Source organism: Holdemanella sp. (assembly GCF_056804935.1).
Map to the genome: position 1 here is coordinate 1 of NZ_DBMEXE010000040.1, position 4,558 is coordinate 4,558.

General features: G+C 33.6%; 3 protein-coding genes. All 3 read left to right on the plus strand.

The window, feature by feature from the left end; genetic code table 11:
* The first annotated feature begins 251 nt into the window (after positions 1-251).
* A complete protein-coding gene (locus ACZQCL_RS03230) occupies positions 252-2,831 on the plus strand; it encodes a DEAD/DEAH box helicase (protein ID WP_482481833.1) in 2,580 nt (859 codons plus the stop codon).
* Between the two features lie 3 nt (positions 2,832-2,834).
* On the plus strand, positions 2,835-3,566 hold the full coding sequence (locus ACZQCL_RS03235) for an SWIM zinc finger family protein (RefSeq protein WP_227993789.1): 732 nt from the start codon (positions 2,835-2,837) through the stop codon (positions 3,564-3,566).
* A 265-nt stretch (positions 3,567-3,831) separates the two neighbouring features.
* The coding region (locus tag ACZQCL_RS03240; protein ID WP_482481834.1) for an Abi family protein at positions 3,832-4,558 on the plus strand (727 nt) is incomplete at its 3' end.

Consider the following 4,558-nt stretch of genomic DNA (forward strand, 5'->3'; position numbering starts at 1 on the left):
ACTGTAGTGATAGTAAGAAAACAATGAAAACAAATTACAACACTCATTATTTTGTGAATTCTTCTAATTCAAAATCATCAATCTCTCTAATCCTTATCAAATCAGAGAAAACGAAATTTGAACGAAATTGGAAGAAATAATTCCATTGACACATAATACAAATTCTTTAAAGCATTATTGATATGTTTATCAATTGTTTTAATATATATGATAAAATGTAGAAAAGTAATAAGACAAAGGATAAACGGTGTATGAAACAAATCAATTTTATATTTACCAAGAACGGATTTCATATTGATGAAACAAAAGAAGAGAATACTTCATCATGGGCTATATTATTCAAGAAATATAAGTATTCTGCCCTCTATGAATTAGGGTTTGAAAACAATCTAAAGGGATTGACGCCGAGTGCTTTTTATTTGTATCAACTATCTCAAAAATTCGTTGAACTTTTAAGTAATCGTTCTGAACTAGAAGTAGCTAGAGAAGATACTAAAGTAGAAGCATCCAATGAAGACTTAGAATATTTAATGTCCATTATTCCTTTTGCGATTGGTACAGAATTCATTGATGAAAAGTGGATTCAAAACTTATTTGAAAAGTTAAATAATCAATTCTGTTTGGACATGAAATCATACAAGGGTACAGTTCAAATGTATCTTCAGGAAAAATCCCAAGATTTAAAAGTCGCAAAACGAATCTATTTTCACTTAGTCGAAAACGAAGAAGATGCAGACTTTCCATTTGCGTTTCTAGCGACGTATGCCACAAAAGACAAAGAAAATCGAATTGTTCATATGCCACTAAAACATGCACTCGTTGAATATAAAAATGATCAAGAACAATTATTGAATTTATTGTCCTGCCTAAACGTAGTCGCTCAAAAGAATACTTTGATTGCCCAATATATGGAAACCGGTGATTTATTTCATCCCATCAAATTAACGAGTAAAGAAGCCTATTCCCTATTAAAGAGTGTACCTGACAATGAGGCTTGTGGCATTAAATGTAGAGTACCAAATTGGTGGAAGAAAAAATATTCTTCTGTAAAAATCAATGTGAATATTGGAGATACCAAACCATCCATGTTTGGCTTTGACTCCATACTATCCTTACAACCATCTCTAATTGTTAATGGGCGTGCCCTCACAAAGAAAGAAATTAGTGAACTTTTAAAAATGGAAGAAGGACTTGCATGGCTTAAAGGCCAATGGGTAGAAATTAATCATAATAAGCTTCAACAACTTCTTGAACAAATGGAACAATATGATGGCACCATTACATTAAAGGAAGCTTTGACAAAAACATATATGTCTAATGATGATGATATTGATGTTGATATGGGTATACAGATATCAAATGGAAAATGGTTAAGGGATATTCTTGGAAAATTAAAGAATCCTTCAAAAATCAAAAACAAAGCACAACCAAAATATTTAAACGCAACCCTTCGTCCCTATCAAAAGAGTGGATACAATTGGTTAAATCAAATGAATGATTTAGGCTTTGGAGCCTGTCTTGCCGACGATATGGGACTAGGAAAAACACTTCAAGTCATTTCTTTTTTAGAGAAGATGTATGAAAAAAAGAAAGATGGACATGTATTATTGATAGTTCCTGCATCCCTACTAGGTAACTGGTCAAAAGAAATAGATCGCTTTGCCCCTAAAATGACATATTATATCCTTCATGGAAAAAACAATATTGTACATGAAGACACATTTATCACTATAACAACCTACGGGATGGCATTACGCAATGAATTTTTACAAGACAGAGTATGGGACTGTTTGATTTTAGATGAGGCACAAGCCATTAAAAATCCGGCAACCAAACAAACACGCGCCATCAAAAAGATTCCTAGCCATATGCGCATCGCAATGACAGGTACACCGATTGAAAATGACCTATCCAATTTATGGTCCCTATTTGACTTCTTAAATAAAGGATTATTAGGCAGTGCATCTGACTTTAAGGAATACACAAAGAAAGTACAAGCCTATCCTGAATATATGACAAAATTAAAGATGATGGTTTCCCCATTTATTTTAAGACGTCTAAAAACAGATAAAACAATCATTTCAGATTTACCAGACAAAATGGAAATCACAGAACACGTGGATTTATCTAAACGACAAGTTGTTTTATATCGCAAGGAAGTTGAAAAAGCGGAACAAAAAATATTAGATTCTACAGGCCTTCAAAGAAGAGGTATTGTGATCGCGTTATTGACAAAATTGAAACAAATTTGTAATCACCCAGACCAATTTATTCATGATACCAACTACAATCCAAAGGACAGTGGAAAATATGCGATGTTGAAAGAGTTGTGCGAAACCATCTACGAGAAAAGGGAAAGAGTTTTGGTATTTACACAATATAAAGAAATGTGCGAACCCCTATCTCAATATCTAGAATCTATTTTCCATAAGAAGGGATATATTATTCATGGTGGTATTCCAGCTAAAAAGCGTACGGAAATCGTTGAAAAATTTAATGACGAAAACACATATGTTCCATATATCGTATTATCATTAAAAGCAGCCGGAACCGGACTCAATCTAACAGCCGCCAACCACGTCATTCACTTTGACCGTTGGTGGAATCCAGCCGTAGAAAACCAAGCGAGCGATCGAGCCTATCGTATTGGACAAACCAAAGAGGTCTTTGTCCATAAACTCGTTTCAAATGGAACTATTGAAGAAAAGATTGATAAACTCATTGAGTCCAAACAAGAACTCGCAAACTCCATTCTTGCCTCTGGCCAAGAAAAATGGATTACCGAACTGGATACAAATGAACTAATGGACTTATTAAGATTGGACGTGTAGACTATGGCAAAATATTGGACAGCAAGCATGCAGTATTCGCAAATGAGCGTCGAAGAACTGCAAAGAAAAGCACAAGAAAGCGTTAAAAGCGCAAAAAACAAAGGAAAAGAAATGCATCCCATTATTGTGGAAGGAAGGCAAATCGCAAAAAGCTGGTGGGGCATGGCCTGGTGTAAAAACATTGAACAATATGCCGATTATGCCAGTCGTATCGAACGAGGAAAAAGATATGTTCGTTCAGGTGCTGTTGTGGACTTACAAATTGTTAAGGGTAAGGTAAAAGCTCGTGTACAAGGCACAAGAAAAACACCGTACAAAGTAGAAATCAACATCAGTCCACTCAAAGAAGAAGTTTGTGAAGACATCATTGAAAAATGTAGTTCACAAATTCAAAACTTACAAGAACTCGTAAATGGACAATTCCCAGAAAGTTTAAAAGAAATATTCCTATCCGAAAATGGACTCTTCCCAAGCCAAAGAGAAATCAGTTTTAACTGCAGCTGCCCCGACTGGGCCTTAATGTGCAAGCACGTTGCCGCCGTACTCTACGGAATTGGAACTAAACTCGACGAAAACCCATTCCTATTCTTTGAACTCAGAGGAATCGATGTCAATAAACTTGTAGACGTAACCATTAAAGACCACGTAGACTCCCTACTAGAACATGCCAATATGCCACCAACAGATCGCGTAATGGATGATTCTTGTATTGAAACATTATTTGGATTAAAGTAAACAAATACAAAATTAGAGGCAGTATGCTCAAAATATGAGTATACTGTCCTTTTTGGCCAATTCTTCTAATTCAAAATCATCACTGTACCACATTCAATCACCCTGATTTTCGCTGAATTTCATAGAATCAGAAAACAAAATCAGACGAAATTGGAAAGGAAAAATTGTATTGACACATATTGCAAATTTGTTATAATTTAATCAATCGTAGCCTTCGCACCTCTTAACAATGTGGCCCAGAGGGCTCTTTTCTTTAGGAGAATTTATGAATAATTTCAATGCACAGATTAAGCCAGCTTTAACATTCAATCAACAGCTAGATTACCTTATTAACGATAAAGGGTTGATTGTTAATAACTATGACAATGCTTTATCCATTTTAAAACATGAAAATTATTACAGATTAAGTGGATATATGATTGATTTTCTAGATAAAAACGACAATTTTATTGATAACATTTCCTTTGAGGATATCTATAATGTGTATAAAACTGATAAAGAAATTAGATCAACACTTTTTGAACTAATTAACGATATTGAGGTATATTTAAAAACTCAATTAGCAAATTATTTTTCATTGACATATGGTCCGGTTGGATATCTTGATCCATCAAACTTTAATTTTAAAAATCACCAAGAATATATTGACATCATTGATTTTTTAAAACGTTGTGGCGAAGTAAATAAAAGAAATGCATCCAGCCTTATTATTCAACATCACAACAACAAATATAATGGGTTTGTCCCAGTATGGGCATTAGTCGAACTTATACCTCTTGGCACCATTTCTAAATTTTATTCATTATTAAAGACAAAAGATAAAAAAGCAATTTTAAAAATCGGATATAATGACATTAGTTATGAAAAATTAGAAAGTTTCTACCATTGTGTATCATATCTAAGAAATCAATGTTGTCATTATCAAAGATTGTACAGAAAAAATCATCCTATCAAGCCAAAGCTTTACACACCTTCAAATATAAATTTAGGAT

Bases quoted from the DNA above. Each gene is read 5' to 3' on its own strand.
- ACZQCL_RS03230 (WP_482481833.1), top strand. From the start codon at position 252: ATGAAACAAATCAATTTTATATTTACCAAGAACGGATTTCATATTGAT.
- ACZQCL_RS03235 (WP_227993789.1), top strand. From the start codon at position 2,835: ATGGCAAAATATTGGACAGCAAGCATGCAGTATTCGCAAATGAGCGTC.